Source organism: Stenotrophomonas sp. SbOxS2, from assembly GCF_013416715.1.
In the GTDB taxonomy this organism is placed as follows: Bacteria; Pseudomonadota; Gammaproteobacteria; order Xanthomonadales; family Xanthomonadaceae; genus Stenotrophomonas; species Stenotrophomonas lactitubi.
Map to the genome: position 1 here is coordinate 578,651 of NZ_JAAVXD010000005.1, position 23,686 is coordinate 602,336.

At 65.1% G+C, this 23,686-nt stretch carries 20 protein-coding genes; 8 read left to right on the forward strand and 12 right to left on the reverse strand.

Features of this window, described 5'->3' with window-relative positions; genetic code table 11:
- Window positions 1-305: 305 nt before the first annotated feature.
- Entirely contained in the window at window positions 306-1,673 is a 1,368-nt protein-coding gene (gene purB, locus HFK18_RS12235; protein ID WP_180166447.1) for an adenylosuccinate lyase, read from the reverse strand.
- Between the two features lie 289 nt (window positions 1,674-1,962).
- Here purB and HFK18_RS12240 point away from each other — a divergent pair, with 289 nt between their 5' ends.
- Window positions 1,963-3,402 (forward strand): class II fumarate hydratase, encoded by a 1,440-nt coding sequence (locus tag HFK18_RS12240; RefSeq protein ID WP_080148444.1) that lies wholly within the window; start codon window positions 1,963-1,965, stop codon window positions 3,400-3,402.
- An 82-nt stretch (window positions 3,403-3,484) separates the two neighbouring features.
- Here HFK18_RS12240 and HFK18_RS12245 read toward each other — a convergent pair whose 3' ends face one another.
- From HFK18_RS12245 to HFK18_RS12270, 6 genes are all read right to left on the reverse strand, one after another.
- Window positions 3,485-3,910 carry a hypothetical protein gene (locus HFK18_RS12245; protein WP_180166448.1) on the reverse strand — a complete coding sequence of 142 codons (426 nt, stop codon included), beginning with the start codon at window positions 3,908-3,910 and terminating at the stop codon, window positions 3,485-3,487.
- 106 nt (window positions 3,911-4,016) lie between these two features.
- Window positions 4,017-4,619 (reverse strand): DUF2884 family protein, encoded by a 603-nt coding sequence (locus HFK18_RS12250; protein ID WP_180166449.1) that lies wholly within the window; start codon window positions 4,617-4,619, stop codon window positions 4,017-4,019.
- A gap of 30 nt (window positions 4,620-4,649) precedes the next feature.
- Complete coding sequence (locus tag HFK18_RS12255; RefSeq protein WP_180166450.1) at window positions 4,650-5,534, reverse strand: DUF2807 domain-containing protein; 885 nt, start codon at window positions 5,532-5,534, stop codon at window positions 4,650-4,652.
- Window positions 5,535-5,557: 23 nt separating this feature from the next.
- The gene (locus tag HFK18_RS12260) at window positions 5,558-6,583 is read right to left on the reverse strand and encodes a hypothetical protein (protein WP_180166451.1); all 1,026 of its coding nucleotides are present in this window, start codon (window positions 6,581-6,583) and stop codon (window positions 5,558-5,560) included.
- Complete coding sequence (locus HFK18_RS12265) at window positions 6,580-7,470, reverse strand: ABC transporter ATP-binding protein (RefSeq protein WP_089236130.1); 891 nt, start codon at window positions 7,468-7,470, stop codon at window positions 6,580-6,582. The genes HFK18_RS12260 and HFK18_RS12265 overlap by 4 nt, the downstream gene beginning before the upstream one ends.
- Entirely contained in the window at window positions 7,470-7,829 is a 360-nt protein-coding gene (locus HFK18_RS12270) for a GntR family transcriptional regulator (RefSeq protein ID WP_012511573.1), read from the reverse strand. The genes HFK18_RS12265 and HFK18_RS12270 overlap by 1 nt, the downstream gene beginning before the upstream one ends.
- Before the next feature lie 624 nt (window positions 7,830-8,453).
- Between HFK18_RS12270 and HFK18_RS12275 the strand changes: the two genes are divergently transcribed.
- The 5 genes from HFK18_RS12275 to HFK18_RS12295 all read left to right on the forward strand — a co-directional run bounded on the left by HFK18_RS12275 (window position 8,454) and on the right by HFK18_RS12295 (window position 12,474).
- Complete coding sequence (locus HFK18_RS12275; protein WP_100552965.1) at window positions 8,454-9,041, forward strand: glutathione peroxidase; 588 nt, start codon at window positions 8,454-8,456, stop codon at window positions 9,039-9,041.
- A 96-nt stretch (window positions 9,042-9,137) separates the two neighbouring features.
- Window positions 9,138-10,115 carry an FKBP-type peptidyl-prolyl cis-trans isomerase gene (locus HFK18_RS12280; RefSeq protein ID WP_180166452.1) on the forward strand — a complete coding sequence of 326 codons (978 nt, stop codon included), beginning with the start codon at window positions 9,138-9,140 and terminating at the stop codon, window positions 10,113-10,115.
- Between the two features lie 23 nt (window positions 10,116-10,138).
- Entirely contained in the window at window positions 10,139-11,488 is a 1,350-nt protein-coding gene (locus tag HFK18_RS12285; protein WP_180166453.1) for a UDP-glucose/GDP-mannose dehydrogenase family protein, read from the forward strand.
- On the forward strand, window positions 11,481-11,720 hold the full coding sequence (locus HFK18_RS12290) for a SlyX family protein (RefSeq protein WP_025876828.1): 240 nt from the start codon (window positions 11,481-11,483) through the stop codon (window positions 11,718-11,720). Before HFK18_RS12285 ends, HFK18_RS12290 begins: the two co-directional genes overlap by 8 nt.
- Window positions 11,721-11,730: 10 nt before the next feature.
- On the forward strand, window positions 11,731-12,474 hold the full coding sequence (locus tag HFK18_RS12295; RefSeq protein ID WP_180166454.1) for a DUF2058 family protein: 744 nt from the start codon (window positions 11,731-11,733) through the stop codon (window positions 12,472-12,474).
- Window positions 12,475-12,557: 83 nt separating this feature from the next.
- On the opposite strand, the gene HFK18_RS12300 is transcribed toward HFK18_RS12295, so the two are convergent.
- From HFK18_RS12300 to HFK18_RS12310, 4 genes are all read right to left on the reverse strand, one after another.
- Window positions 12,558-13,535: an alpha/beta hydrolase gene (locus HFK18_RS12300; protein ID WP_180166455.1), complete on the reverse strand. Its 978-nt coding sequence runs from the start codon at window positions 13,533-13,535 to the stop codon at window positions 12,558-12,560.
- A gap of 229 nt (window positions 13,536-13,764) precedes the next feature.
- A complete protein-coding gene (gene metH / locus HFK18_RS12305; RefSeq protein ID WP_218946690.1) occupies window positions 13,765-16,449 on the reverse strand; it encodes a methionine synthase in 2,685 nt (894 codons plus the stop codon).
- 57 nt (window positions 16,450-16,506) lie between these two features.
- Entirely contained in the window at window positions 16,507-17,601 is a 1,095-nt protein-coding gene (locus HFK18_RS21665) for a homocysteine S-methyltransferase family protein (RefSeq protein ID WP_218946691.1), read from the reverse strand.
- A 7-nt stretch (window positions 17,602-17,608) separates the two neighbouring features.
- Window positions 17,609-18,538, reverse strand: coding sequence for a metalloregulator ArsR/SmtB family transcription factor (locus HFK18_RS12310; RefSeq protein ID WP_089236121.1), 930 nt, complete (start codon window positions 18,536-18,538; stop codon window positions 17,609-17,611).
- 162 nt (window positions 18,539-18,700) lie between these two features.
- On the opposite strand from HFK18_RS12310, the gene HFK18_RS12315 reads away from it, so the two are divergent.
- Both HFK18_RS12315 and HFK18_RS12320 read left to right on the forward strand, forming a co-directional pair.
- On the forward strand, window positions 18,701-19,849 hold the full coding sequence (locus HFK18_RS12315; protein ID WP_100460456.1) for an acyl-CoA dehydrogenase family protein: 1,149 nt from the start codon (window positions 18,701-18,703) through the stop codon (window positions 19,847-19,849).
- Window positions 19,850-19,994: 145 nt separating this feature from the next.
- Window positions 19,995-20,282 carry a hypothetical protein gene (locus HFK18_RS12320; protein ID WP_100460455.1) on the forward strand — a complete coding sequence of 96 codons (288 nt, stop codon included), beginning with the start codon at window positions 19,995-19,997 and terminating at the stop codon, window positions 20,280-20,282.
- A 219-nt stretch (window positions 20,283-20,501) separates the two neighbouring features.
- On the opposite strand, the gene HFK18_RS12325 is transcribed toward HFK18_RS12320, so the two are convergent.
- Window positions 20,502-23,675: a multidrug efflux RND transporter permease subunit gene (locus HFK18_RS12325; RefSeq protein WP_180166456.1), complete on the reverse strand. Its 3,174-nt coding sequence runs from the start codon at window positions 23,673-23,675 to the stop codon at window positions 20,502-20,504.
- Between the last annotated feature and the right edge of the window lie 11 nt (window positions 23,676-23,686).

Below are 23,686 nucleotides of genomic sequence, written 5' to 3' on the forward strand. Positions count from 1 at the left end.
CAAAAACCAAAACGAAAGAGGGACGCGGCGAAGCCGCGTCCCTCTTTCAAATTCCGTCCCGACAACCCAATGCTCTTCGATCCGTCACCGGACAACTGTCAGAGGTGGGGCGGGTTGGGTTCGCGGGGGTGTCAGCCGCATGGATGCGGCTGCCAAGCCTCCACGGACGGATTCACGGCGTCCCCCGCGAATCCAACCCGCCCCGCCAAGCACGGCAAAAACCCAGAGCCGCCTTTGACGTTGCAGTTGCAGTTGCAGTTGCCTGCCGCAGGCAGCGCCCGCGGCCGCCGCCGCAAGGAAACCCCTTAGATCTTCTTCGCCAGCGACTCCGCCAGGCCGGTATAGCTGCCCGGGGTCATCTCCAGCAGACGCTGCTTGGCATCGGCCGGCAGTTCCAGCCCCTGCACGAACGTGCGCATCGACTCTGCCGTGATGCCCTGGCCACGGGTCAGTGCCTTCAGCTGCTCGTACGGATTCGGCAGGCCATGGCGGCGCATCACCGTCTGCACGGCTTCGGCCAGCACTTCCCAGGCCGCATCCAGATCGGCGTCGAGGCGCTGCGGGTTCACTTCCAGCTTGCCCAGGCCCTTGGCCAGCGAATCCAGCGCCACCTGGCTGTGGCCGAATGCGGTGCCCAGCGCGCGCAGCACGGTGGAATCGGTCAGGTCGCGCTGCCAGCGGCTGATCGGCAGCTTCGCGCTGAAATGCTCGAACAGCGCGTTGGCGATGCCGAAGTTGCCTTCGGCGTTCTCGAAATCGATCGGGTTGACCTTGTGCGGCATCGTCGACGAACCGACTTCGCCTTCCTTCAGGCGCTGCTTGAAGTAGCCCAGCGAGACGTAGCCCCAGATGTCGCGGGCCAGGTCGATCAGGATGATGTTGGCGCGACGGGCGGCATCACCGATTTCGGCGATGTTGTCGTGCGGCTCGATCTGCGTGGTGTACGGGTTGAACACCAGGCCCAGGCCGGTGACGAAGCGCTCGGCGAAGGCCGGCCAGTCCACGTCCGGGTAGCTGGCGACGTGTGCGTTGTAGTTGCCGACCGCGCCGTTGATCTTGCCGGTCAGTTCGACTGCGGCAATCTGCCGGCGCTGGCGCTCCAGGCGGGCGACCACGTTGGCCAGCTCCTTGCCCAGGGTGGTCGGCGAGGCGGTCTGGCCGTGGGTGCGCGACAGCATCGGCTGGCCCGCCTGGGCGTGGGCCAGCGTGCGCAGTGCGTCGGCGACGCCGTCCAGGGTCGGCAGCAGCACGTCGCAACGGGCCTGTTCCAGCATCAGGCCGTAGCTGAGGTTGTTGATGTCTTCGCTGGTGCAGGCGAAATGCACGAATTCCAGCGCCGGGGCCAGCTCGGCATCGTCCTTCAGCTGTTCCTTGATGAAGTACTCCACCGCCTTGACGTCATGGTTGGTGGTGCGCTCGATTTCCTTCACGCGCGCGGCCTGGGCCGGGCTGAAGCCGCTGGCCAGTGCACGCAGGCGGGCGATGACAGCATCGGAGAATGCGGCCAGCTCGACGATGCCCGGCTCGGCGGCCAGGGCCAGCAGCCACTCCACTTCGACCGTGACACGGGCCTTGATCAGGCCGTACTCGGAGAAGATCGGGCGCAGGGCGTCGACCTTGCCGGCATAGCGGCCATCGAGCGGGGACAGGGCGAGCAGGGCGGATTCGGACATGTCGGCAGGGCTGGGACGAGCGGCGGGGGCCATATTCTACGACGCGTGGCCATCGCATGCTTGGTAGCGCCGGGCCATGCCCGGCGGAGGATGGCCGCGCTGCGCGCTCGCCGGGCGCGGCCCGGCGCTACCCGTTCAATCGGCCCTTCGGATGAAACGATCTGGCCCGTCCTCGCCATCCCACGCTGCGGACAAGGGAGTATCGTTGTCGCAGCCGCCAGCCCGGGAAGCGACACCCTGCCAGCCGCCGCTTCCCTTTCCCCAACCGAAGTAGTGCGGAGTTGATGCAATGAGCAAAGCTGCAAGCAAGAGCGCCCCCAAGGGTTTCCGGATCGAGCACGACAGCATGGGCGAGCTGCAGGTGCCTGCCGACGCCCTGTGGGGCGCGCAGACCCAGCGCGCTGTACAGAATTTCCCGGTGTCGGGCCAGCGCATGCCGCGCGGCTTCATCCGTGCACTGGGCCTGGTCAAGGGAGCCGCCGCCGGCGTCAACGCCGAGCTGGGCCACTTGCCCAAGACCGTAGCCAAGGCCATCCAGTCTGCCGCCGCCGAAGTGGCTGACGGCACGTGGGACGCGCAGTTCCCGATCGACGTCTACCAGACCGGCTCGGGCACTTCCTCGAACATGAATGCCAACGAGGTCATCGCCACGCTGGCCAACCGTGCCGGCAAGGCAGGCAAGACCACCGTGCACCCGAACGATCACGTCAACCAGGGGCAGAGCTCCAACGACGTGATTCCGACGGCGCTGCGCGTGTCGGCCGTGCTGGCCACCCATGAGCAGCTGCTGCCGGCGCTGGTGCACCTGCGCAGGACGCTGGACAAGAAGGGCCGCAGCCTGCGCAAGGTGGTCAAGACCGGCCGCACCCACCTGATGGACGCGATGCCGCTGACCTTCGAGCAGGAATTTGGTGCGTGGTCGGCGCAGCTGGCCTCGGCACAGGAGCGCATCGAGGACAGCCTGAAGCGCGTGCGCCGCCTGCCGCTGGGCGGTACCGCCATCGGCACCGGCATCAATGCCGACCCGCGCTTTGGTGCGCAGGTGGCCAAGGCGCTGAAGCAGCAGACCGGCTTCAAGTTCGACAGTGCCGAGAACAAGTTCGAAGGCTTGGCCGCGCAGGATGATGCGGTGGAACTGTCGGGCCAGCTCAATGCGCTGGCGGTGGCCCTGATCAAGATCGCCAACGACCTGCGCTGGATGAATGCCGGTCCGCTGGCGGGCCTGGGCGAGATCGAACTGCCTGCGCTGCAGCCGGGGTCCTCGATCATGCCGGGCAAGGTCAATCCGGTGATTCCGGAGGCGACGGTGATGGCCTGCGCGCAGGTGATCGGCCACCACACGGCGATCACCGTGGCCGGCCAGACCGGCAATTTCCAGCTCAATGTGACGCTGCCGCTGATCGCGGTGAACCTGCTCGATGGCATCGGCCTGCTGGCCAATGTGTCGACCCTGCTGGCCGACAGCGCCATTGCCGGCCTGAAGGTGCGCGAAGACCGTGTGGCCGAAGCGCTGGCACGCAATCCGATCCTGGTGACCGCACTGAACCCGATCATCGGCTACGAGAAAGCCGCAGCGATCGCCAAGCGTGCCTACAAGGAACAGCGACCGGTGCTGGACGTGGCGCTGGAAGACAGTGGCCTGGCCGAAGCCGAGCTGCGCCGGCTGCTGGACCCGGCCGCGTTGACCGCCGGTGGCATCCAGGCCGGTGGCGGTGGTGCCGGCGGCTGATCTGCAATCTGCACTCTGTAGAGCCGAGCCTATGCTCGGCCCTACAAACGTAAACGCCGCCCGGGAGGGCGGCGTTCTCGTTTCAGCGACGGTCGGCGACGATGTTGCCGAAGGTCTCGGTGTAATCCTTGAACTCGGGAATGGTCTGCACCAGGTCCGGCGGAATCACCTCCATGCCTTCCGGTGGCACGATCTTCACCGGCTGCATGTTGGGATCGGCCGGGGCGGCCACCAACGTGTTCTGGCGCAGCACCTGCAGCTTTCCGAACATCGTCTGCAGCATCTGCTTCTGCTCGGCGTTGAGCGGGATCAGGATCTCGTCGATCTTCATCTGCCCGTCGGGCAGGATGATGATGTTCGGCGCCGGCTGGCGACGCACGGTCACGATGCTTTCGCTGACCGAGATCTTCGGTTTGCCGCGCTCGGCGCGGTGGTTGCGGTAATCCTGGTCACAGCCGACCAGGCCCAGGCAGAGCAGGGCGGCCAGCAGCAGAAACAGCTTTTTCATGGCGGTTCAATGAAGTGCATCCGGGGCCGCCATTGTAAGCCCGCTGGGGCGCAGCAGCCGGCAACGCCTGCGCGCTGCCGGCCGGGTGCGCTGATCTGTCACAGGGTCAGCGGTTGACGACGGTGTCCTTGCCGCAGTCGTCCACATCGCTCTGGTCCATCGTGGCGTAGGGCTTGAACGCCGGCAGCGAGGCCGCCAGCGCCTGCTGGCTGGCCAGCAGGGCCGGCATGCGGTCGCAGATGCGCTTGGCCTGCGCTTCGATCTTGGCGGCCTCGGCGTTGATCCGCTTTTCGATGCCTTCGCTGTCGCCGCTGAAGATGCCCTTCAGTGCTTCCCCGGCAGCGTTGGCGCCGAGCTTGGCGCCCGCCAGGCCCACATCCATGCCGTTCATCGCCACCGCCACCACGTGGCCGCGGTAATCGATCAGCTGGCGGCGCTGGCCATCGTCCAGCGTCACCTGCTTGCCGCCGATCAACAGCTGTCCCTGCGGGGTGATCTCCGCGCGCGGCTGGTTGTCGGCGGAGATCTTGATGTTGCCCTCGGCGATTTCCTTGCGGGCGTCGTCCATCGCTTCCTTGACGGTCTGGCCGACGCCCCCGGCGGTCTCGGCCACCGCCTTGCCGGCGGTCTTGTCGGGGCTGGAGGCGCCGCCACAGGCGATCAGCGGCAGGCACAGCAGGGCAGCAGGCAGCAGGCGCAGCAGGTTCATGGCATTCCCCTCGAATCGGATGGTTGGGCGTTACTTGCCGCGGGGCAGGGTGACGGTGCCGGCCACACTGCGATGCTGGACGTCGCCGCTGCCGCTGTGCTCGACGGTGAGATTGCCGCGCACGCCATCGACATCGATGTCGCCCGAGCCGTGGCTGCGCACACGGACATTGCCGCCGACCTGCTCGATCTCGACATTGCCGGAGCCGACCACGCCGATCTCGACGTTGCCCTGCACCTGCTTGAAGCCGATGTCGCCGGAGCCGACGGTATCCAGCCGTGCGTTGCCACGCACGTCGGTCACCTTCAGGTCACCGGAGCCGACGGTGCCGACGCTGGCATCACCGCCGATGTTGCGGGCGTTGACGTCGCCCGAACCGAGCGAGAGCAGGTTGAACGATGCGGCGCCATCGACGTCCAGGTCGCCCGAACCCACGGCGGCATGCACGCTGCCACGGGTGCCGCGGGCGATGCCATCACCGGAGCCCACGTCCATGCTCAGCGACTGCGCGTTCTCGATGCTGCCATCACCGGAGCCGATCTTGAACTGCAGCGGCAGGTTGTCCGGCACGCTGCCACGGATGTCCAGCCAGGCATAGCTGTTGCCCATCGACAGCGCGTCGCGGCTGTCGCGGCGCAGGCTCACCACCAGCTTGTCGCCCACGCGCCGCTGGTCCAATACCAACTGATCCAGCCAGTCCTTGTTGGACGCGCACGCGCGGCCGTCGAGCTGGCCGCCACCCGCGCTGGCGACCACCTTCAGGTCATGCTGGTTGATCTCAAACACCACCGCCTTGGCGCCGGCCGTGTCGATCTTCAGCGCGCGCGGCGCGGAGTACTTGCAGTTCGGTGCATCGGCGGCCAGCGCCGACAAGGGCAACAGCAACAGCGCAGTACAGGCAATCAAGGAACGCATGGGTGGTGCCTCCAGGTTGAAGATCAGATTTCGCCGGCGCGCTTGCGCAGGCGGATGGCGATGAAGATGAAGACCACGCCGAAGGCCGCGCCGATCCACAGGCCGGGCATTGCCAGCGACTTCAGCTGCGCGGCGGGCGCCATCAGCGCCACGATCGAGTCCAGATCCTGCCTGGATTCGCCGCCACCGGCGCGGTACAGCAGGTCCATCCCCGGCATCGCACCCAACAGCAGGCGACCGACGATGTGCTGCCAGAACCAGCCGGTGGTCAGGTCGAACAGGTGCATCAGCTTGGTGGTGCTGACGATGATGCCGGCGAACAGCGGCAGCATGACCGCCCACAGGAACGGCTTGCTCTTGGCCCAGGCCGAGCACAGCAGCAGCCAGCCGGCAGTAGGCAGCGCCCACAGGGCGTACACCGGGATGGACACGAACATGCCCAGCACCAGGCTCATCGGGTTGGCCGGGCCGACGATCAGCTGCATCGCGTCACCGCCGTGCGAGACCACCACCAGGCACAGCACCAGCATGAACACGAGCAGGGTCAGGCTGGACGCGATGATGGCGATCAGCGGTGCGACGATCAGTGCACTGAACACCTTGGACAGCACGGTCTGGGTATCCGACAGCGGCAGCGATTTCCAGAACAGGATGCTGCGGTCGCGGCGGTCGTCATACAGCGCGCCCAGGCAGTAGAAGAACACCACGAACGCGAGCACGATCAGCGGCCAGGACGAGGTCAGTACCATCGCCAGGTCCAGGCCGTTGCCCAGGTCGGCCATGTCCTTGGCGCTGATGTCGCGGGTCAGCACGGCCAGATCCAGACCGTTGATGTTCACGCTCTCGCCGTCGATGTGCAGGCCGCCATCGCGCGCGGCACGATGCAGGGCGAACAGGCCCAGGCCGATGCCGATGCCGCTCATCAGCAGCGAAACGATGCCGGCGATCACCGGGGCATACAGGAAACCACCACGGTTTTCCCAGTATTCGCGCTTGAGCAGCCAGCGCAGGGTGCCGGCCGGACTGACGGGATGATTGACGGCATTCATGCGTAGGTCCCCTTCATGACAGCGACGAACAGATCGGCAAGGCCGGCGTTGCGGGTTTCACCCAGGCTGGCCAGCTGGCTGCGTGGCACCCCGTCGAACAGCAGGACGGTCTTGCCGAAGGCCTGGCTGCGCTCGTCGATGGGCTTCAGTGCGCGGGCAGTTTCAAGCTGGTCGGCGCCGACCAGCAGCTCGGTATAGCGCTCGCCGACCTCATCCATTTCCGCATTGAGCACGATGCGGCCGTCGCGGATGAACATCACGTCGGTGAGGATGTGCTCGATCTCTTCCACCTGGTGGGTGGTGACGATGATGGTCTTCTGCTCGTCGAAGTAGTCTTCCAGCAGGCGCTGGTAGAACTCCTTGCGGTACAGGATGTCCAGGCCGAGCGTGGGTTCGTCCAGCACCAGCACCTTGGCGTCGATGGCCATCACCAGGGCCAGGTGCAGCTGCACGATCATGCCCTTGGACAGCTCGCGCACGCGCTGCTTGGGCTGCAGCTTGGTGTTGGCCAAAAAGCGCTCGCAGCGGGCACGATCAAAGCGCGGGTGCACGCCGGCGACGAAGTCGATCGCCTCACGCACCTTCAGCCAGCGCGGCAGCACGGCGACATCGGCGATGAAGCAGATGTCGTTCATCAGATCGTCGCGGTGCGCACGCGGGTCTCGGCCGAGCACGCTCAGCTCGCCTTCCACCGAGGTCAGGCCGAGCACCGCCTTCAGCGCGGTGGTCTTGCCGGCACCATTGGGGCCGATCAGGCCGATGATGCGGCCTGCCGGAATGGAGAAGCTGGCGTTGTCGAGCGCGAGCGTGTTCTTGTAGGCCTTGCGAAGGCCACGGGCGGTAATGACAGCGTCGCTTGGCACAGCGGTAGTGGGACTGGCATTCATCAGAATTTCCCCTGGGGCAACAATTCGTCGAGACTCAGGCCCAGTCGCTGGATCCGTTCCAGTACGGCCGGCCATTCTTCATTGAGGAAGCGTTCGCGCTCGCTGCTGCGCAGCTGCGTGGCCGCCTGTTCGGTCATGAACATGCCCAGCCCGCGGCGCTTCTCGACCAGGCCTTCATCGGCCAGCTCCTGGTAAGCGCGCGAAACGGTGATGGGGTTGAGCTGGTAATCGGCGGCCACCTGGCGCACCGAGGGAAGGGCATCGCCCGGCTTGAGGATTCCGTCAAGCATCATGGCGATGACGCGTTCCTTCAGCTGGCGGTAGATGGGAGCGCCGTCGCTCCACTGGATGTCGCTCATATTCAGCTCCGTGGGGTCAGCGGCTGTGCGAACGAGAAATACGGCATGGACAGGGAGCTGTGCAGCCGACGCGGGGGGGAGGGGGAGGGAGCGGCATTCCCTGCCGGGGGTACTGCTGCGTCCTGCGTACTGTCTTCGGAGAGGGCGGGGGAGGACGCGGCCGGTGGGGCCGGCATGGCCAGCCAGACCAGGACGAACAGGGTTGATACCGCGGTGACCGCGGGGGCGGTAAGGCTGCGACGCATCCGGGTGTTCATGGTTCCCCCCTGTCTCAGGTGACTGGTGTTGTATGCAACTATAACACCGGCACGCCTGTGTGCAAGTCCTGCCCCTACCCAACTGATGGCAGGGGTGGTCATGGCACCGAAATAATTATTCAACCATTTGATTTTCATTGAAAAAGCTAAATTTCGGAAGGCTGTTCTCGGCCAATCTCCCATTCAGTCATGTCCATGCTATGTCATCAGCTGAGGACGGAGACGCGTTTCCGGCGACTTCCGCCACGCCGCGCAAAGCGCAACAGCGCCTGTGCTCCAGAGGGGGGCAGACCCCGGTGCTATAGTTCGGCCGATTCCCGGCCGGCCACGGCCGGACCCCTGGAACGGCTACCGCGGAACGTCTCCCATGCCCTTGTCGACTGCCTCCTCTCGCCGCCTTCGCGGCCTGTCCCTGTTGACCCTGCTGGCCGCAGGCCTGGCCACGTCGGCCGGCGCGTTCGCCGCCGATCTGCTGGATCTGTCGTATCGGCCGCTGGCGGGCAAGCAGCAGGTCAACCTGCAGCAGCGTTACCACGGCCAGGTGCTGCTGGTGGTCAATACCGCAAGCAAGTGCGGCTATACCCCGCAGTACGAAGGCCTGGAAGCGCTGCAGAAGCAGTACGCCGGCAAGGGATTTGCAGTGCTCGGCTTCCCGTCCAACGATTTCAAGGGACAGGAGCCCGGTGACGAAAAGCAGATCCAGGATTTCTGCACACTTACTTATGGTGTGAAGTTCCCGATGTTCGAAAAGGTGCACGTGACCGGCGCGCAGGCTACGCCGCTGTATCAGCGCTTGACCGCCGCCACCGGTGTGGCGCCCGCCTGGAATTTCCACAAGTATCTGGTCGGGCGCGATGGCAGGGTAATTGCCCAGTTCGCCAGCAAGGTCACCCCGGATGATCCGCAGCTGAAAGCGGCCATCGACAAGGCGCTTGCAGCACCAGCTGCACATTGAATGCCGGCATGGATGCCTCGACATCGACGGCATGCGTGCGACAATACGTGTTTTCGCGCCGACGTCGGCGTCCAGTCACTTCCAGGAATGCAGCGAATGAAAATGGGAATGCGCGGCGCCGCGGCGTCGGTTCTGATTCTGGCGATGGGCACCTCCGGTGTCGCCCTGTCGCAACAACCGGCCGCTCCCTCGGCCGCCAAGGAGACCGCACCCTTGAATTCCCCCAAGCAGAAGCTCGGCTACGCCATTGGTCTGGATGTGGCCAAGTCGTTCGCGCCGATCGCCGATGAAATCGATGCGGCCGCGCTGCGCACTGCCGTGGAACGTTCCTTCGAAGGCCTGCAGCCGCAGATCACCCAGGAACAGGCCAAGGCCACCGATGCCGCCCTGCGCCAGGTCGTGATGGCCCGCAGCGGCCAGCAGGTGCCGGGCGTTGCGCCGGGCTCGCAGCCGGCGAAGGTCGACCGGGTCAAGGTCGCACAGATGATCGGCGCCTATTCGGTCGGGCCGTCGCTGGCACAGCTGAAGGACGATATCGATACCGCCTCGCTGTTTGACGCGATCAACACTGGCCTGAGCAAGGGCCAGCCGAAGATGACCGAAGCTGACGCCACTGCCACCATCCAGGCGTTCATGGGCGCCAAGCAGGCCGAAATGCAGGCCAAGGCCGCACAGGCCGCGCAGACCAACCGTCAGGAAGGCAATGCGTTCCTGGCCAAGAACAAGACCCAGCCGGGCGTGGTGACCACCCCGTCGGGCCTGCAGTACCAGGTGATCCGTCCGGGCAGCGGCGAGCGTCCGTTGCCGTCCAGCAAGGTGCGCGTGAACTACGAAGGCAAGCTGCTCAACGGCACCGTGTTCGACAGTTCCGCAGGCCGTGGTCCGGCCGAGTTCGGTCTGGACCAGGTCATCAAGGGCTGGACCGAGGGCGTGGCCCTGATGCCGGTCGGCTCGAAGTACCGCTTCTGGATTCCGGGTGAACTGGCATACGGCGAGAACGGCACCCCGGGTGGTCCGATCGGTCCGAACGCCACCCTGACCTTCGACGTCGAGCTGCTGGGCGTTCTGCCGTAAGCCACCACGGAGTCAGTACGGATATGCGCGTTGCGATTTTTGGTACGGGCTATGTAGGCCTGGTGACCGGCACCTGCCTGGCCGACGTCGGCCACCAAGTGGTCTGCGTCGATATCGACCAGGCCAAGGTGGATGGCCTCAACCGGGGCATCATCCCGATCTACGAGCCCGGCCTGGAGCCGATGGTGAAGGCCAACCACGCCGCGTCGCGGCTGGCGTTCACCACCGACGCGGCGACCGCCATCGGCCACGGCCAGGTGGTGTTCATCGCCGTGGGCACGCCGCCGGACGAGGATGGCAGCGCCGACCTGCAGTACGTGCTGGCCGTGGCCCGCACCATCGGCCGGTACATCTCGGTGCCGACGGTGGTGGTCAACAAGTCGACGGTGCCGGTGGGCACCGCCGACAAGGTCCGTGCGGCCATTGCCGAGGAACTGGCAGCGCGTGGCGCGGATATCGCCTTCGATGTGGTGTCCAATCCCGAATTCCTGAAGGAGGGCGACGCCGTTGCCGACTGCATGCGGCCTGACCGCATCATCATCGGTGCGACCAGCGCCGAGTCGGTCGCCGTGATGCGTCGCCTGTATGCACCGTTCAATCGCAACCACGATCGCGTGGTGGAGATGGACGTGCGTTCGGCCGAGCTGACCAAGTACGCCGCCAATGCAATGCTGGCAACCAAGATTTCGTTCATGAATGAAATCGCCAACATTGCCGAGCGCGTGGGCGCCGACGTCGAGCAGGTCCGCCAGGGCATCGGTTCGGACCCGCGCATCGGCTGGCACTTCATCTATCCGGGTGCGGGTTACGGCGGTTCGTGTTTCCCCAAGGATGTGCAGGCCCTGGCCCGCACCGCGCAGCAGGCCGGCCTTGAGCCGAAGCTGCTGAACGCAGTGGAGGCGGTCAATGAATCGCAGAAGGGGCACCTGTTCGCCCTGATCCAGCGGCACTATGACAAGGGCGAAGACGAGGGTGTGCGCGGCAGGACGTTTGCCATGTGGGGCCTGGCGTTCAAGCCGAATACCGACGACATGCGCGAGGCCTCCAGCCGCCGCCTGCTGGCCCAGTTGTGGGAAGCCGGTGCAACGGTGCGTGCCTACGATCCGGAGGCGATGCATGAATCGCAGCGGATCTTCGGCGAGCGCGACGATCTGGTGTTCTGTGACAGCGCCGACGACGCGCTGCAGGGCGCCGATGCGTTGGTGGTGGTGACCGAGTGGAAGCAGTTCCGCAGCCCCGATTTCCAGATGCTGCGCGAGCGGCTGAAGGATGCGGTGGTGTTTGATGGCCGCAATCTGTACGAGCCGGCCGAAGTCGAGGCCGCTGGCCTTGCGTATTACGGCATAGGCCGGGGACGTTCGCTGCATGTCTGAAGTGCCGACCGAACGCGAGCAGGCGCTGGAAGCGCGCCTGGTCGAACTGGAGATGCGCGTGTCCTTCCAGGAACACGCGCTGGCCGAACTGAGCGATGCGCTGGCAGACGCGCGTATGGAAGGCAGCCGCAATGCCGGCATCCTGCGCGTGCTGCTGGAGGACCTGGGCAAGGTCCGCAATGCATTGAATTCTTCTGATCCGGCGAGCGAACCGCCGCCGCCGCACTACTGATCCATATCCTATGAGCGATACCCTCCGCGACCAGCTGATGGGCCTGGGCTTCAAGCCCGCGCCTAAGCCCGAGCGCAAGAATGATGGCCCCCGCCGTGATGGCCGCCCGCAGGGCAAGGGTGGCGCTGGCAATGGAAAGCCGCAGCACGCAGGCAAGGGCGAACACAAGCCTGGCGAGCGGCGGGCGCATGGCAATGGTGGTCCGGGCAAGCCCGGCCAGCAGCGTGGTCAGGGCCAGGGCCAGGGCCAGGGGCAGGGCCAGGGCCAGGGCCAGGGGCAGGGGCAGGGCCAGGGGCAGGGGCAGGGCCCGCGCAAGCCGCGTACCGCTGAGGAAATGGATCTGGCCAAGGCCTACGCGATCCGTGCGCAGCGCGAAAAGGAAGAGCGCATCGAGACCGAGCGCCTGAAGCAGGAAGAAGCACGCCAGCGCCGCGAGGCCAAGGTGAAGCTGGAAGAACTGCTGAAGGACAAGAGCCTGAATGCCGAAGCGGCTGATATCGCGCGCCACTTCCCGTACGGCGGCAAGATCAAGCGCATCTACGTCACCGCCGAGCAGCTCAAGGCACTCAACGCCGGCGAACTGGGCGTGGTCCAGCTCAACGGTCGCTACCTGCTGGTGACGGCCGACGTTCTGGCCCAGTCCGAGGCGGTGTTTGCCGCGTCGGTGGCGTTGAAGGTCGACCCGAATGCGCCGGCCGAGGATGATCCCTACGCCGACCCGCAGTACCAGGTGCCAGACGACCTGGTCTGGTAAGTCTCTGGAAAGTCACAACAACGACGCCGGGCAATGCCCGGCGTCGTTGTTTGATGCGGTACTGTTCTGGACGCGGTGCGTGCTCATTGGGTGGAGTCGGGCGCTAGCTGCCCCTGCTGCTCCAGCCGCCCAAGGAAGGTGACTACCCGTTGCGCGATCAGCACGGCGTGCTCCTCAACGGCGAAATGTCCCGCATCGATCAGGCTGATGTCGGCGTCGGGTAGATCGCGGCGATACGCCAGTGCACCGGCGGCGATGAACGCGGGATCATGCTTGCCCCATAGCACCAGCGCTGGAGGTTGGTGCGCACGCAGGAATGCCTGCCATTCCGGATAGGCCTCTATATTGCTCCAGTAGTCCTGGAAAAGTTGCACCTGCGCCAGTTGCTGGGCTTGGCTGGCCAGGCCTCTGAGATCGTGTTGCCATGCGTCGGGGCTGATCTTCTCGGGGTGGCCGTTCACGTCCCGCAGGTATTGCAGGTTGATCACGCCTTCAGCGGAGGTCAGGCCATGCAGCTGCAGGAGGGTGCCGGGGGAAGCGTCACGGTGTGCCTGTTCGAAGAAGCGCAGCCGTGCTGGTGTGAGTCCGTCCAGGTAGGCATTGGCGTTCTGCACCACCAGCGCCTGCAATCGTTCGGGCTGCAGTTGCATGAGGCGGAAGCCCACTGGTGCACCGAAGTCCTGCATGTACAGGCTGTAACGCTGCAATCCCACCGCGTCGGTGAACGCGGCGATGTGCCGTGCCAGGCGCTGGAACGTGTAGTTCTCGTCGGTAGGGTCGGGATGGTCTGTCAGGCCGGAGCCAAGGTAGTCTGGTGCGATCACATGGTAGTGGCCGGACAGGAGAGGAATGAGTTCGCGGTACGTATGCGACGACGACGGATAGCCGTGCAGTAGAAGCAGGGTGGGCCGTGAGCGTTCGCCGGCCTCCCGATAGAAGGTGCGATGTCCATCAACGTCGACGCTGCGATAGAAGGTCTTCGATGGCCAGGCCGCTGGAGGCGGCGCGGCTGCCGCAGACGCGGACGCCAACAGTGTGAGCAGAAGCAGGAGGAGTCGCATGAGGGATCCACTCTGGGGAGCGGGCAGGATGAAACAGCGTTGTCTCGTATGGAGACGATCTCGAGCTTCTGAAGCAATCGCGTTCAGGAACATTGGCTGCACGCGTCAATTGGCGTCGCAATTGCGACTCAACGGGTGATGGATGCGCCCCGTGGCGATAACACCGCTTCGCAGGGACTAGTCGAATGCGTCAGATGGTCACGTATGCAACGTATCGGACTCGACGGCATCATTCCGGATCGTAATCGAGGTTCGAAGCCAGCCAGCGCTCGGCCTGCGCGCGGTCCACGCCCTTGCGGCGTGCGTAATCGATGACCTGCTCGCGACCGAGGCGGCCGACCACGAAATACTGGCTCTGCGGGTGGCTGAAGTAATAGCCCGACACTGCCGCGGTCGGCAGCATCGCGAAGCTCTCGGTCAGCTGCATGTCGGCGTTGGTTTCCGCGCCCAGCAGGTCGAACAATCGGCGCTTTTCACTGTGTTCGGGGCAGGCGGGGTAGCCGGGCGCGGGGCGGATGCCGCGATATTTCTCGTCGATCAGCGCTTCGTTGTCGAGTGTTTCGGCATGGTCGTAACCCCAGAAGCTGGTGCGTACGCGCTGGTGCAGGCGTTCGGCCAGAGCTTCGGCAAAGCGGTCGGCGAGCGCCTTCAACAGGATCGCGTTGTAGTCGTCGTGGTCGGCCTCGAAACGAGCCACGTGCGCGTCGATACCGATGCCTGCGGTGACCGCGAAAGCGCCGATCCAGTCCTGCTTGCCGCTGTCGATCGGGGCGATGAAATCGGCAAGGCAGAAATCCGGGCGTTCGGCAGGCTTGTCCACCTGTTGCCGCAGGAAGTGCAGGGTTGTCTCGCCATCGGGATGCTGCACGCGTACGTCGTCGCCGATGCTGTTGGCGGGCCACAGGCCGAACACGGCCTTGGCCTGCAGCCACTTCTCGTTGACGATGCGGTCCATCATCGCGCGCGCGTCCTGGTAAAGCTCGCTGGCCTGGGTGCCGACGATTTCATCGGTGAGGATGGCCGGGTACTTACCGGCCAGTTCCCACGCCTGGAAGAACGGCGTCCAGTCAATGTAGGGCACCAGTTCGGCCAGCGGGTAGTCATCGAATACATGCAGACCCGGCTGCTTCGGTGCGGGTGGCGTGTACGCCTCCCAGTCGCACTTGAATTTCTGGCCGCGTGCATGCTCCAGCGAGACCAGGCGCTTGGCGTCGCCGCGGTTGCGATGGCGGGTACGGATCTCGGCATAGTCCGCCTCGTTGGCAGCGACGAACGCATCGCGCAGCTCGCGCGAGATCAGCGACTGCGCCACGCCCACGGCGCGCGAGGCATCCTTCACCCAGACCGTCGGCGCTTTGTAATGCGGGTCGATCTTCAACGCGGTGTGCGCGCGCGAGGTGGTCGCACCGCCGATCATCAGCGGCAGGTCAAAGCCCTGTCGCTGCATTTCACGGGCGACATGGCTCATTTCCTCCAGCGACGGCGTGATCAGGCCGGACAGGCCGATGATGTCGGCGTGGTGCTCGCGTGCGGCATCCAGGATCTTCTGCGCCGGTACCATCACACCGAGATCGATCACCTCGAAGTTGTTGCAGGCCAGGACCACGCCGACGATGTTCTTGCCGATGTCGTGCACATCGCCCTTCACCGTGGCCATGATGATCCTGCCATTGCTGCGGGCGGTGTCGCCGCTGCGTGCCTTCTCAGCTTCAATGTAGGGCAGCAGGTAGGCCACCGCCTTCTTCATCACCCGCGCCGACTTCACCACCTGCGGCAGGAACATCTTGCCGGCGCCGAACAGATCGCCGACCACGTTCATGCCATCCATCAGCGGGCCTTCGATCACGTCCAACGGGCGGCTGGAACGCTGCCGGGCTTCTTCGGTATCGGCTTCCACCCATGCGTCCAGACCGTGCACCAGCGCATGCGCCAACCGCGCATCCACCGGCTTCTCGCGCCAGGCCAGGTCTTCGGTCTTCGCCGCGCCCTTGCTGCCCTTGTAGCGCTCGGCGATTTCAAGCAGGCGCTCGGTGGCATCACGGCGGCGGTTGAGGATCACGTCTTCCACCCGCTCGCGCAGGTCCGGTTCCAGTTCGTCGTAGATCGGCATCGCGCCGGCGTTGACGATGCCCATGTCCATGCCCGCGGCGATCGCGTGGTACAGGAACACCGAGTGGATCGCCTGGCGCACGGTCTCGTTGCCACGGAACGAGAACGAAACATTCGACACGCCGCCGGACACATGGCAGTGCGGCAGCGTCTGCTTGATGATGCGGGTGGCTTCGATGAAGTCGACCGCATAGTTGTCATGCTCTTCAATGCCGGTGGCGACGGCGAAGATGTTCGGGTCGAAGATGATGTCCTGCGGCGGGAAACCGATCTCATCGACCAGCAGGCGATAGGCGCGGGTGCAGATTTCGACCTTGCGCGCGCAGGTGTCGGCCTGCCCGGCCTCATCGAAGGCCATCACCACCGCGGCGGCGCCATAGCGCAGCACCTTGCGCGCATGCTCGCGGAACAGCTCCTCGCCTTCCTTCAGCGAGATCGAATTGACCACGCTCTTGCCCTGCAGGCACTTCAGGCCAGCCTCGATCACGCTCCATTTGGAGGAATCGACCATCACCGGAATCCGGGCGATGTCCGGCTCGGACATGATCAGGTTGAGGTAGCGGGTCATTGCCGCTTCCGAATCGATCAGGCCCTCGTCCATGTTGACGTCGAGGATCTGTGCGCCGCTGGCCACCTGCTGCCGGGCCACGTCCACCGCTTCTTCGTAACGGCCTTCCTTGATCAGCTTGCGGAACTGCGCACTGCCGGTGACGTTGGTGCGTTCACCGACGTTGACGAACAGCAGGTCCGGGGTGATGACCAGCGGTTCCAGGCCGGACAGGCGGGTAGGGCGGACAGGTGTCATGGTGGGCGGCGGCTCAGCGGCAACAGGGCGGAAGATGGATGTCGGTGTCAGTGCTGCTCATGCGGCCTGGACCTGGGCGGCCGGCAGGGCGCGCGGCGGCAGACCGGCCACCGCCAGCGCGATCGCGCGGATGTGGTCCGGGGTGGAGCCACAGCAGCCGCCGACCAGGTTCAGCAGGCCATCTTCGGCAAAGCCGCGCAGGGTGGCCGCCATTTCCTCGGGTGTTTCGTCGTACTCGCCGAACGCATTGGGCAGGCCCGCATTGGGATGGGCACTGACGTAGCAGTCCGACACCTGCGACAGGGTTTCCACATGTGGACGCATCGCGTCGGCGCCGAGCGCGCAGTTCAGGCCGATCGACAACGGCCGTGCATGCGCCAGCGAGGCCTGGAAGGCCTCGGCGGTCTGCCCGGACAGGGTGCGCCCGGAGGCATCGGTGATGGTGCCGGAAATCATGATCGGCAGCCGCGCGCCACGTGCATCGAAGGCTTCCTCGATGGCATACAGCGCGGCCTTGGCGTTGAGCGTATCGAAGATGGTCTCGACCATGATCGTGTCGGCGCCACCATCGATCAGGCCATCGATGGCTTCGCGGTAGGTACTGCGCAGCTCGTCGAAACTGGTGTTGCGGAAACCGGGATCGTTGACGTCCGGGCTGATCGAGGCGGTGCGGCTGGTCGGGCCGAGCACACCGATGACGAAGCGCGGCTTGCCCGGCGTGGTCGCCGCCACCGCATCACAACAGGCACGGGCAACGGCAGCGCCCGCCTTGTTCAGCTCGTACACCAGGTGTTCGAGGTGGTAGTCGGCCTGGCTGACCGAGGTGGCGTTGAAGGTATTGGTTTCCACCAGGTCCGCGCCTGCTTCCAGGTAGGCGGTGTGGATGCCGGCGATGACTTCCGGCCGGGTCAGCAGCAACAGATCGTTGTTGCCTTTCAGGTCGTGACCTTCCGGTGTTCCGCCATGGTCGCAGCCGGGGCCATGGGTGTGGTCGTAACCGCCGGCGAAGCGCTCGCCCCGGTAGTCGTCTTCCTGCAGGCCGTGGCGCTGGATCATCGTGCCCATCGCGCCGTCGATGATCAGGATGCGATCACGCAGGGCAGCGAGCAGCGATTCCACACGTTCCGGGTGCAGCCAGGGCAGGGCGGGCATGTCGACCTCAGGGCTTGTTGGCGATCAGCGAAATCACTTCGAAATGCGGCGGGCGCTTTTCGCGGGTGACCGTTTCCAGGTTGGAGACCTGCAGTCCGGCCTTGTCGACGAACTTCTTCAGTTCCTTGTCGCTGAAGCCGAGGTTGACGTGGCCATAGGCATCGACCGCGGCCTTGTGCTCGTGGCGGGCCAGGCTGCACAGCAGCAGGCGACCGCCGGGGCGCAGCACGCGCGCGGCCTCGGTGACGGCCTGCGCCGGCTTGCTGGCGTAGGTCAGCGCGTGCATCAGCACGACCAGGTCGAAGCTGCGGTCCTTGAAGGGCAGGGCATGCATGTCGCCCTCGCGCACTTCCACATTGGGCAGGCGACGCAGGCGTTCGCTGGCGGCGGCCACCACGCGCGCACTGGTGTCGATGCACACGTAACGCCGGGCGTGCGGAGCGACCAGTTCGGCCAGCACACCGTCGCCGGAGGCGATATCCAGCACGTCGCCGGTTTCCAGCAACGGCAGCGCGGTGCGCGCCAGCGCTTCCCAGGTGCGCCCCGGAGAGTAGTGGCGTTCCATGTCACCGGCCACGCTGTCGGCCCAGTTCTGGTCGGAAGCGCGGTGGGCGAGCACCGCAGCAACCCGCTCAGCGTCCTGGCGCAGCAAGGGGTCGTCGCTTCCGTTGCTCAGTGCATGCCACAATGCACGCTGCGCCGGGTCCAGCTGGGCCTCGTCGAAGCGGTAATAGGCCGACACGCCCGCCCGGCGGTCGCGCACCAGGCCGGCTTCCTTCAGGCGCGCCAGATGAGTGGACACCCGCGGCTGCGCCAGCCGGGTGATGGCCGAGAGTTCGGCCACGGTCAGCTCTTCCTGCTCCAGCAGCGCCAGCAGGCGCACACGGGTAGCGTCGGCGAACACCTTCAGGCGGGTCGACCAGTCTTCCAGATCCATAAATATCTAGCTATCGCGATATAGAGATATATTCGCCGACCGTCCCCCTTGTGGTCAAGTCGCAGCTCCCCGCCAGTCAGCCGCCGATGCGCGGCCCCGGTACAATCGGGGCACCTGGGCGCGCGCTGCGCGCCCATAACATCATGTACCCGGGAGGGTGTTGTGGATTTCAGCTTTACCGAAGAGCAGTTGATGCTGCAGGACGTGGCGCGTCGCATCGCGCAGGAAAAGATCGCCCCGAGTGCGGAGCACCATGACCGTACGGGCGAGTTCCCGCTGGACAACATCCGCCTGCTGGGCGAGAACGGCCTGATGGGCATCGAAGTGCCGTCCGAGTATGGTGGCGCAGGCATGGACCCGATCGCGTACGTGCTGGCGATGGTGGAGGTCGCCGCCGGTGATGCTGCGCATTCGACCATCATGTCGGTCAACAATTCGCTGTTCTGCAATGGCATCCTGACCCATGGCAGCGAAGCGCAGAAGCAGAAATACGTGCGCGCCATCGCCGAGGGCGAGGCCATCGGTGCATTCGCACTGACCGAGCCGCAGTCGGGCTCGGACGCCACGGCGATGCGTTGCCGTGCGATCAAGCAGGCCGACGGCAGCTACGTCATCAATGGCAAGAAGAGCTGGATCACCTCCGGCCCGGTGGCCAAGTACATCGTGCTGTTCGCGATGAGCGAGCCGGACAAGGGCGCGCGTGGCATCACCGCGTTCATGATCGACACCGACAAGGCCGGTTTCGGTCGCGGCAAGACCGAACCGAAGCTGGGCATCCGTGCCTCGGCCACCTGCGAGATCGAGTTCAACGACTACGTGGCGCAGCCGGAAGACGTGCTGGGCCTGGAAGGCGAGGGCTTCAAGATCGCCATGGGCGTGCTTGACGCTGGCCGCATCGGCATCGCCTCGCAGGCGATCGGTATCGCGCGTGCCGCCTATGAAGCGACCCTGGAGTACGTGAAGGATCGCAAGGCCTTCGGTGCGGCCATCGGTACCTTCCAGATGACCCAGGCGAAGATCGCCGACATGAAGTGCAAGCTGGACGCGGCGCTGCTGCTGACCCTGCGTGCGGCCTGGGTGAAGGGCGAGGGCAAGCGCTTCAGCAACGAGGCGGCCATCGCCAAGCTGACTGCTTCGGAAGCGGCGATGTGGATCACCCACCAGGCCGTGCAGATCCATGGCGGCATGGGCTATTCCAAGGAAATGCCGCTGGAGCGCTACTTCCGTGATGCCAAGATCACCGAGATCTACGAAGGTACCTCGGAGATCCAGCGCCTGGTGATCGCCCGCAACGAGACCGGCCTGCGCTGATCACCAACGGCCGCGCCGCTGCAATGGCGGCGCGGCCGTAGATCCACGCCACGCGTGGATGGCGTTGTGTCCAAGTGGCGTACCCGCCTCTGGCCTGCCAGGATCCATGCTGCTGTAATGCGGATCGTTTTTCTGGAGATACCGCATGATCTACCGCGGCTGGGGCTTCATGACGCCGGTGACGCCGATCGCAGGCATCCTGTTGCTGGCGTATTTCTTCCCGCACGACGGCCCCAAGGGCAACATTCCGCTGCAGCAGGTGCTGCTGGGTGGTGGCATCGGTGCGGCAGTGAACATGCTGCTGGGCCTGTGGCTGAACCGTGTGCCCCGGCAGAAGGGTGAGGCCGCGCGCCATCATTTCTTCTTCGTGCCGATGCAGTGGGCTGCGCTGATTCTCGTGGCTGTGTGCGTGGTGATCGCGCTGCTGCGCTGACACGTCGCCTTGGCAAGCGCCAACCAAGGTTGGCGACTACCGGGCATGCCGCTGCCCAGGTTGGCGACTACCGGGCATGCCGCTGCCCAGGTTGGCGAATACCGGGCATGCCGCTGCTTTGGTAGATGCCAACCTTGGTTGGCATGGATTCAAAAGCAGCAAAGAAAAAAGCCCCGGATCGCTCCGGGGCTTTTTTCATTTCAGCAACTCACCGACAGATCAACGATCCGGGCGGTGGGCGCTTTCCGCATCACGCTGGCGGCCGAGGAATTCCTTCGACGGTTCATCCAGCTTGTCGCCCAGCATGCGCCGCACGACCACGAAGAACACCGGGATCATCAGCAGGCCGAGCAGGGTGGCGAACAGCATGCCGCCGATCACGCCGGTGCCGATGGCGTGACGCGAGTTGGCGCCGGCACCGGTGGAGATCGCCATCGGGATCACGCCCATGATGAACGCGAAGGACGTCATCAGGATCGGGCGGAATCGCAGGCGCGCCGCTTCGATGGTGGCATCGCGCAGGGTCTTGCCCGCCGCACGCTGCTCCACCGCGAACTCCACGATCAGGATCGCGTTCTTCGCGGCCAGGCCGATCACGGTGATCAGGCCGATCTTGAAGAACAGATCGTTCGGCAGGCCGCCCATCATCGACAGGGCGAGTGCACCCAGCACGCCGAGCGGTACCACCAGCAGTACCGCCACCGGAATCGACCAGCTTTCATACAGTGCGGCCAGGCACAGGAACACCACCACGATGGACAGCACCAGCAGCAGCGTCGCGGCGTTGCCGGCCAGGATTTCCTGGTAGGACAGGCCGGACCAGTCGTAGCCGAAGCCCGCCGGCAGGTCGTCGTTGACGATGCCTTCCATCGTCTGCATCGCTTCACCGGAGCTGGTGCCCGGTGCCTGCGAACCGACGATGTTGATTGCCGAGTAGCCGTTGTAGCGGCTCAGCGACGGCGGTGCCGAGACCCATTCGGACTTGACCACCGTGCTCAGCGGGATCATCGCGTTGGTGCCATCGGCATTGGTGGTCAGGCTGGACGGGCTGTAGAAGCTCTTCAGCGATTCCTGGCCGGTGCGGTACGGACCATCGGCCTGCATGGTCACGCGCTTGATGCGGCCTTCGTAGAAGAAGTCGTTGACGTACACCGGCGCCAGCATCAGCTGGATGGTGCTGTACACGTCCGACACCGACATGCCCATCGACTGCGCCTGCACGCGGTCCACGTGCAGCTGCAGCTGCGGGGCGTTTTCCAGGCCGTTCGGACGCACGCCGACCAGATGGTCCGGCTTCTGCGCGGCCTGGCCGAGCAGGATGTTGCGGGCCTGGGTCAGCTGCTCGTAACCGGCACCACTACGGTCCTGCAGCCACATGTCGAAGCCACCGAACTGGCCAAGGCCCTGCACGGTCGGCAGGTTGACCACGAAGATCTGCGCTTCCTTGATGCCGTAGAACGCGCCGTTCATGTTCTGGATGAACTCCGGAGCAGTGAACTTGCGCTCTTCCCACGGCTTCAGGCGGATGAAGCCCATGCCCACGTTCTCGCCGGAACCGACGAAGCTGAAGCCGGCCACCTGCAGCATGCCTTCATAGCCATCCTGCTTTTCCAGGATGCCGCGCATCTGTGCGAACGCTTCGTTGGTCTGGCTCTTGGTCGAGCCCGGCGGCAACTGCACGATCGCCAGTGCATAGCCCTGGTCTTCTTCAGGCAGGAAGCTGCCCGGCATGCGGGTGAACAGGAAGCCGCACAGCGCGGTCAGCACCACGAACAGGATCATCCAGCGTGGGGCATGGCGCACCGCGGAGGTGATGTGGCCCACGTAGGTGTGGCTGATCTTGTCGTAGTACTTGTTGAAGGTGCGGTAGACGATGTTCGGGTTGTCGTTGTGCGTCGGCTTGAGGAACGTCGCGCACAGCGCCGGGGTGAAGCCCAGTGCCAGGAACGCCGAGAACGCCATCGAGATGGCGATGGTCAGGGCGAACTGCTTGTAGATCTCACCGGCCGCACCGCCCTGCAGGGCCGAGGGGATGAACACCGCCGCCAGCACCACGGTGATCGCCACCACCGCGCCGGTGATCTGGGTCATCGCCTTCTGCGTGGCCGGCTTCGGCGCCAGGCCTTCCTCGGTCATGATGCGTTCGACGTTCTCGATCACCACGATCGCGTCATCGACCACGATGCCGATCGCCAGCACCATCGCGAACAGGGTCAGCTGGTTGATCGTGAAGCCGATCATCCACATGCCCAGGAACGTACCCAGCAGCGCCACCGGGATGACCAGCGTCGGGATCAGGGTGGCGCGGAAGTTCTGCAGGAAGATCAGCATCACCAGGAACACCAGCAACACGGCTTCGAACAGGGTCTTGACCACTTCCTGGATCGAGATCTTGACGAAGGTGGTGCTGTCGTACGGCGAGAACCAGGTGACGCCGGACGGGAAGCTGGGCTGCAGCTCGTCCATCTTGCCGCGCACGGCCTCGGCCACGTTCAGGGCGTTGGCGCCCGGCAGCAGCTGGATCGCGAAGGCGCCGGTGGGCTTGCCGTTGTACTGGGTATCGAAGCCATAGTTGTTGGCACCGAAGGCAACGCGGGCGATGTCCTTCAACAGTACGCGCGAGCCATCAGCGTTGGCCCGCAGGATGATGTTCTCGAACTCCTGCGGCGAGCTGAAGCGGCCTTCGGCCGATACCGTGGCGGTGAAGTGCTGGCCTTCCGGCGACGGGTCGGAGCCCAGTGCACCGGCGGCGAACTGCACGTTCTGCGCACGTACCGCCGCCAGCACCTGGCTGGCCGACAGGCCATAGCCCTGCATCTTTTCCGGGTTGAGCCAGATGTTCATGGCGTACTCGGAACCGAACTGCTGGGTGCTGCCGACGCCGGGGATGCGCGAGACCTGGTCGAGCACGCGCGAACCGACGATGTCGTTCAGCGCGTCACGGTTGATGGTCGGCGTATCGGACTGCAGCGCCACCACCATCAGGAAGCCGGCGTTGGCCTTGGCCACCACCACGCCCTGCTGGGTGACTTCCGAAGGCAGTCGCGGCGTGGCCAGCGAGACCTTGTTCTGCACCTGCACCTGGGCGATGTCCGGATCGGTACCGGTCTCGAAGGTCAGGGTGATCGAGGCGCGGCCGTTGGACGCGGACGAGGAGCTGAAGTACAGCAGGTGATCGATACCGGTCAGCTGCTGCTCGATCACCTGGGTGACCGACTTCTCCGTGGTGTCCGCGCTCGCGCCCGGGTAGGTGGCCGAGACGGTCACCTGCGGCGGGGCGATGTTGGGGTAGGACTCTACGCCGAGGTTGAGGATCGCGATCACGCCGCTGAGCGAGATCAGGATCGCCACCACCCAGGCGAAGACTGGATGTTCAATGAAAAATTTAGGCATGACGGAAGGTC